Raw genomic sequence first — 6,968 nt, 5'->3', positions numbered from 1 at the left:
GCGCCGGGCCGCGGCTCAGGTCGAACGGCCGGCGCCGCTCCGATCGGCAGATAGCGTCGAATTCGGTGGGCGCCGCGATCCGTTCCGACCACGGCAGGGTCGCCTCGGACGGCACGATCTGCACCGGCCTGGGCAGATCGCGGTCCCAGAACGCGGCCCGCAAGTTCGGGTGCCGCACCAGCATGGCCTCGGCGCTGCGGCGCAGCAACCCGACGTCGACCGGGCCGTCCACGTCGACCACGAACTGCATGCTGTACGGGTCGGTACCGCCGGCGGCCAGCTTGTGCAGGGCAAACAGCCCCTCCTGCAGCGGACTGAGCGCCAGAACGTCGTCGATCTGGGAAGCGGTCGCGGTCACGCCTGCTCGTCCCAGGCCGCTGCGAGCCGGGCCAACTCGTCGGCGTCGAGGCCCGATGTACTCATCGGCGGGTACTCCCGGACCGGGGTTGCCGGGTCGCCAGCGGTGGCGGCGGTGGCGGCGGCCAACTCGCCGATCGTCAGGTGCTCGAACACCATCGCCGGTGTCAGGGCCAGTCCCCGCTCATTGGCCTGGGCCGACCACTTGATGCAGATGATGCTGTCCCCGCCGAGGGCGAAGAAGTTGTCGTCGCGCTCGACGCCGCTGATGTCGAGCAACTGCTCCAGCAAGGTGATCAGCACCCGTTCGGTCTGCGCCGAACCTCCCGGTGCCGGCGACCGATCCGCGGCAGCGGCGGGCGGGGCCAGCAGCGTCGTCAACACGTCGGCCGGCAGCAGCTGCAGCGTCGACACCGGCCGGTCCGGTGTCTCTGCGAACGCGGCCAGCACGGCGTCGAACGCCTCGGCAATCCGTTGGACCGTCGGCGTTTCGTATAAGTCGGCGTTGGCGACCACCCGCACCTCGAGCGCCCCGTCCGCCGTCACCGTCAGGCCCAGGTCCAGGTCGAGCAGCGCGACGTCGAAATCGACCGGCAGCGCTACGACGGTGGTCGCTCCGGTTTCGGTCAGGTCGCGCGGCGCCACTGCCCAGTCGGCGCCGCGGAAATGGATCATGTTCTGGTAGAGCGGGTTTCGGAATTGAGAGCGCACCGGCCGCACCGCCTCCACCACCCGCTCGATGGGGGCTTCCTGGTGGGCGAACGCGTCGAGCACCGTGTCGCGGCTGCGGGCGACCATCGCGCGCGGGGTCGGGTCGCCGGTCAGGTCGTTGCGCAGCACCACCACATTGGCGAGCAGGCCGACGACGTTCGCCGTCGCCGGTTCTACCCGAGATGCGACCGGGGTGCCCACCGCGATGTCGAGTCCGCCACCGAGGCAGTGCAACAACACCGCAACGGCGGCCTGGTACACCATGAATTCGGTGGCGTCGCTGTGTTCACCCAGCCGCACCAGCGCCGTGCGCCGGGTTGCCGGCAGCGTGAAGTTCACCACCCGGCCACGCTTGCCGAGCAGCGGCCGGCGCTGGTGATCGGCGACGACGTGGATTTCGTCGGGAAGGCCGGCCAACGCGTCGCGCCAGTACGCCACCTCGTCGCTTCCCCAGCCGGCCGAGGTGTCGAAGGCATTGCGCTGCCACTGCGCGTAATCCGCGAACTGGACCGGCGGCGCGGGCCACCGCGGCGGCTGCCCGAGCAGCCGAGACCGGTAGGCGCTGATCAGGTCGTCGAAGATGATGCCCAGCGAAACATGGTCGCAGACCAGGTGGTGCACGATCGCGAACAGCACATGGGTGTCCGCGTCGATCACCAGCAGCCTCGCCCGGATCAGCGGTCCGGACTCCGGGGTCAGTACGTGCCGGCGCAGCTCGGCGATCACCGCGTCGACCCGGTCCGCGCCGACGTGCTCGACCGGCAACTCCAGGTGCAGTTGCGGATGCACGAACTGATACGGAACACCCTGGTGTTCGCCGAAATTGGTCCGCAGCGCGTCGTGGCGCGCCACTACGTCGTTGAGCGCGTCGGCGAGCGCTGCGGCGTCCAGCCGGCCACTGAAGCGCAACGCGAACGGCAGGTTGAAGGCGTCGCGGGCACCCTCGATCCGGTGTTGGAACCACCCTGCCAGTTGCGAATAAGACAGCGGGATGTGTTGCGGGCGAACGGCGGCGGTGATGCCGGGACGCCCCGCCGCGTCGCCGGCCGCGGGCACGGCGGCGGTGATGCCGGGACGCCCCGCCGCGTCGCCGGCCGCGGGCACGGCGTCCGAGGCGGCGTCCAACCCGTCGTCGAACTCCAAGGCGTCCAGATCCAGGCCGAACTCCGCGCGGAACTTCTCCACCAGCCGCGCAGCCAGCCCGCTGGGGGTCGGAGTGTCGAAGACCGCCCGCACGGGCAGTTCGACACCGAACCCAGCGCGCAGCTGAGCGACCAGCCGGGCGGCCAGCAGCGAATGGCCGCCCAGGGCAAAAAACGAGTCGTCGGCACCGACCCGCTCGCGGTCGAAAAGCCGCGCGTAGATCGAGCAGATCCGCCGCTCGGTCGGCGTCGCCGGCGCCCGGTAGGCGTGTTCGGCGACCGCGGCCGCCGTCGGCAGCGCGGAGCGGTCCAGCTTGCCGCTCACGGTCAGCGGTATCGCCGGGATGACCGCGAACGCGCTGGGCAGCAAGTAGTCAGGCAGCCGCCGCGCCGCGTAGGTACGCACGTCGCAGACGTCCAACTCGGCCGCCGGAACCAGATATGCGGTCAGCACCGGCTGCAGTTCGCCGTTGTCGGCGGTCACGGCGCACTGCCGTACCGCCGGATGCGATGCCAGCACCGCCTCGACTTCGCCGAGCTCCACGCGGAAGCCGCGGACCTTGACCTGGTCGTCGGCCCGGCCGACGAACTCTAGCTCCCCGCTGGTGTTGCGGCGCACCAGATCTCCGGACCGGTACAGCCGCATTCCCGGGTTGAACGGGTCGGCGACGAACCGTTCGGCGGTCAACCCGGGGCGGCCCCGGTAGCCGCGGGCCAGCTGCCTACCGCCCAGGTAGAGTTCGCCCACCACCCCGGCGGGCACCGGCTGCAGCTCGCCGTCCAGCACGTGGGTGTAGACGTTGCGGTTGGGCACCCCGATCGGCACCACGGCGGTCCCGTAGCGCCGGTCCACCACGTGGTGTGTCGCGCAGACCACCGCCTCGGTTGGCCCGTAGTGGTTGCGCACGTCGGCGTCGAAGTGGCCGCCGGCGGCGTCGGCCACCCGCCCCGGCAGCGCCTCGCCGCCCACCGGCAGGCGCCGTAACCGTCGCCAGCGCGGGTCCGGCGGCAGCTGCAGCAGGGTGTCCAGCAGCGACGGCACCATGGGCAGCACGGTGATGCCGCGGCGCTCGATCAGGTTGGTCAGGTATTCGATGTCGGTGAAGGCATCCGGCTTGGGCACCACCAGCTGCGCACCGACCGACAGCGTCAGGAACATCTCCGGCAGCGACGCGTCGAAGCTCACCGACGAGGCCTGCAACAGCCGGTCGTCGGCGCTCATGAGCCACTCGGCGTCGAAACCGGCCAGGTGCTCGGCGATCGCGGCGTGCGCGACGGCCACGCCCTTGGGCCGCCCGGTGGAGCCGGAGGTGTAGATGACGTAGGCCAAGTGCTGCGGGAGCAGTGGGCGAATGCGGTCTGCGTCGGTGACGGTGACATCCGGAAGCTGCACGGCGGCCCGCTCCGCGGCGTCGAATGCCTTGCGGTCCAGCACGATTCGTGGTTCGCTGTCCGAGACAAGGTAGTCGATCCGGTCGGCCGGGTAGACGGGGTCGATCGGCAAGTAGGCGGCGCCGGCCTTCCACACCGCGAGCACCGCGACGACGAACTCGACCGAGGCGCTCATCACCAGACCGACGACGTCCTCGGTGCCGATCCCCGAGCCGATCAGCCAGCGCGCCAGCCGATTGGCGCGGCGGTGCAGCTCGGCGTAGCTCAGCTCCGCATCGTCGGAGGCCACCGCGACCGCGTCCGGCGCCGCGGCGGTCGCTTCGAGCATCGCGACCATCGTGGTCGCCGCGGTGGCGACGAGCTCACCGTGCGACTGCGCCAGGATCGCCGCCCGCTGGTCGGCGCCGAGCATGTCCAGCCCGGGCAGGCGGCGTTCGGGATCGCCGAGCGCGCTGTCGAGCAGCTGCAGGTAGTGCCCCGCCAGCCGGTCGACGAGCGCGTGAGTCAGCGCGTCGGTCCGGTACTCGAACTCGGCGAGCATACTGTCGGCATCGACGACGATCGCCAGCGCGAGCGGAACCCGCGTGCTGACCGCGCCGAGGTCGAGCTGCCGCACGGCGACGCCGTCCAGCGTCAGTGCGCTGACGCTCTTGCGCATGCTGAAACCCAGTCGGACCAGACGGTCCAGGCCGTCGCGCCCGCCTTCGCGCACCGGGTTGACCTCGCTGACCACGCGGTCGATGCCGACGGACTGGTGGGCGAAGCCGCCCAGGCAGGTGTCCCGGATCCGGTCTGTCAGGCAGGTGAACGTGTCGTACGGCCCGACGGTGATGCGCAGCAGCAGGGTGTTGCCGAAGTAGCCGATGGCGTTGCGGGCCGCCGCACTGCGCGGTGTCACCGGCACGGCCACCAGGAAATCCGCTGCCCCGGTGTAGCGGCGGACCAGGGCGGCGAACGCCGCCAGCAGCACCATGAACGCGGTGGCGGACCGCGCCCGGGCGAAGTCGTCGACCCGGCGGCGCAGTTCGGCGGGCACCGCCCGGCGCCGACGTTCGGCCCGCTGGGACGGGTCGGTCGGCGGGGAGCCCGTCGCCCATGGCAGCTCCAGCGGTTCGGGTAATGGTCGCAGGGTGTCTCGCCAGTATTCGACCTCGGCTTCAGCGGCGCTCACCTTGTCCGCGCCGGAGAGGCTCACATACTGCGGCGCTGGACCGCTGGGCGACTGGCCGCGGTAGGCAGCCTCGAGCTCGGCGAAGAAGACGGCCCAGCAGTCGTCGTCCCAGCAGATGTGGTGCACGACGAGCAGCAGCACGACGTCGTGCGGGCCGGTGCGGATCATGGCCACCCGCAGCGGCAGCTCCCCGGCGAGGTCGAAGGGTCTGCCGAACTCGCTGCGCGCCACCGCGTCGACCCGGTGCGCCCGCTCGGCCTCCGGCAGGCCACAGATGTCGTGCTCGCCCCAGGACACCTCGGCGTGCTCGCGGAACACCTGGTAGGGCTCACCGTCGGCGTCCGCGTGGTAGGTGGTCCGCAGCACGGTGTGGTGCGCCACCACGTCGTTGACCGCTCCGCGCAGCCGTGCTTCGTCGAGGTCGCCAGTGAGCCGATAGCCGACGCAGATGTTGAGCGTGCTGTCGTCGGGCGCCATGGTCTGCAGGAACCACATCCGGCGCTGGCCGGCCACCAGCCGGTAGTGCTCCCCCGCCCGCAACGCCGCAGCCGCGGCGTCCCCGGCGCCCGCCGCCAGGCCGCTTTCTGCGATGCGGCGGCGCACCAGTTCCCGCCGGCGTGCCTGCACTTCCCGCCGGCGTTCCTGCACGGTGTGGTGATCGCCTGCCGGGTTCATCATCTCGTTAGCATAGGCTATGCTAACAGGCCGGAGGGTTGGGTGGGTCGGCCGCCCGGCCGGAAGGTGCAACGGTGAGCAGACTGGACCTGTGGCAGCGCCGGATCACCCTGGACCATGCGGATTTTCGCGGGGAGTTCGCGCTGCGCCGGCTCGACGTGGCCCGCGACCTCGACCTGGTGCACTCCTGGATGAACGACCCCGAGGTGGCCCGGTTCTGGAAGATGCCGTGGCCCCGGGAGCAGATCGCGTGCTATCTGGTGCGGCTGAACCGCAGCGCCCACTGCACCGCGTACCTGGGCGATCTGGACGGCACCCCGATGAGCTACTGGGAGCTCTACCGAGCCGACCTCGACCCGCTCGCTCAGCACTACGCCGCCCGTGACCACGACACCGGCGTCCACGGGCTGCTCGGGCCGGCCCGCTACCGGGGTCACGGGTTGGCCGCAAGCCTGATGCACGCGATCGCCTGCTGGTTGCTGGATGCCGACCCGAAGGCCACCCGGGTGGTCACCGAGCCCGACATCGCCAACCAGCGGGCGGTCCGGATTCTCGAGCATGCCGGGTTCCACCGGGCCGCCGTGGTCGACCTGCCGAACAAGCGGGCCGCTCTGATGATCCGCGACCGGGAGCAACGCTGACCACAAGTTACGTTAGGCTTCACTAAGTTACTGGGTCGGGCGGGCCCGGTGCAGCCGGGCGATCGAGAGGTGGTGCCGCGTGCCGCGCAGCTTGGGCTGGATGAGGCAGTTCCACGGTTCGGCTGCGCCCGGTCACCCTCTGCTGCTGGTCTTTCCGCACGCCGGGTCGGGGGCGTCGGCCTACCGCGACTTCGCCAAGGCGCTCAGCAGCACGTTCGACGTGGTGGTCTTTCAGTATCCGGGCCGCCAGGACCGGTTGGGCGAGGCGCCGCTGCTGACGCTGCCGGCGATGGCGGCGGGCGCCTTCGACGAATTCACCGCGTCCGAGCGCAACCGCGGCGCCCCGATCGTCGCCTTCGGGCACAGCATGGGCGCCCTGGTCGCGTTCGAGTTCGTGCGGCTCGCCGAAGCCAACGGCCTGCCGGTGCGCCGACTCAACGTCTCCGCGGCGGTAGCGCCCTGCCGCGTCGCCGCCAAACCGCCGCACCCGAAAGACGACGAGCAGATCCTCGACCACCTGGCGAGGCTGGAGGGCACCGACACCGAGGTGTTCACCAACCGTGAGCTGATGCGGCTGGCGCTGCCGGTGATCAAGGCCGACTACCGGGCCTTCGACGACTACGACTGCGCCGACGACGCCCGCGTGGCCGCGCCGGTGCACGCGATGGGCGGCGACCGCGACCCGTACGTCAGCCTGGGTGATCTGTACGGGTGGGGCAAGCACACCGACACCCTCGACGTCACGCTGTTCGACGGCGGGCACTTCTACCTCAACGGCCACCTCGACGCGGTGTCAGAGTTGTTGGCGTGAGTGACGTCGAATCTGCAACCCCAGCAGCCGATCCGGTCGTCATCGCCGGAATGGCCGTCGAGGCGCCC

4 protein-coding genes are annotated in these 6,968 nt (G+C 70.9%); 2 read left to right on the top strand and 2 right to left on the bottom strand.

Annotation, left to right across the window (positions count from 1 at the left end; translation table 11 throughout):
- Nucleotides 1-358 (bottom strand): condensation domain-containing protein (locus AC2VOP_RS01015; RefSeq protein ID WP_486959233.1); only part of this gene is annotated, 358 nt, incomplete at its 3' end.
- Nucleotides 355-5,448 (bottom strand): amino acid adenylation domain-containing protein, encoded by a 5,094-nt coding sequence (locus tag AC2VOP_RS01010; RefSeq protein WP_486959234.1) that lies wholly within the window; start codon nt 5,446-5,448, stop codon nt 355-357. The genes AC2VOP_RS01010 and AC2VOP_RS01015, both read right to left, overlap by 4 nt.
- Nucleotides 5,449-5,522: 74 nt before the next feature.
- Here AC2VOP_RS01010 and AC2VOP_RS01005 point away from each other — a divergent pair, with 74 nt between their 5' ends.
- Both AC2VOP_RS01005 and AC2VOP_RS01000 read left to right on the top strand, forming a co-directional pair.
- Nucleotides 5,523-6,089, top strand: a complete 567-nt coding sequence (locus AC2VOP_RS01005) for a GNAT family N-acetyltransferase (protein ID WP_486959232.1) — start codon at nt 5,523-5,525, stop codon at nt 6,087-6,089.
- A gap of 79 nt (nt 6,090-6,168) precedes the next feature.
- Nucleotides 6,169-6,900 (top strand): thioesterase II family protein, encoded by a 732-nt coding sequence (locus AC2VOP_RS01000; protein ID WP_486959231.1) that lies wholly within the window; start codon nt 6,169-6,171, stop codon nt 6,898-6,900.
- The last annotated feature ends 68 nt before the right edge of the window (nt 6,901-6,968 follow it).

The sequence above is a fragment of the Mycobacterium sp. TH-M106 genome (assembly GCF_057473765.1).
The sequence above is the reverse complement of the archived record's forward strand: the minus strand, read 5'-3'. Positions and strand labels throughout refer to the sequence as shown.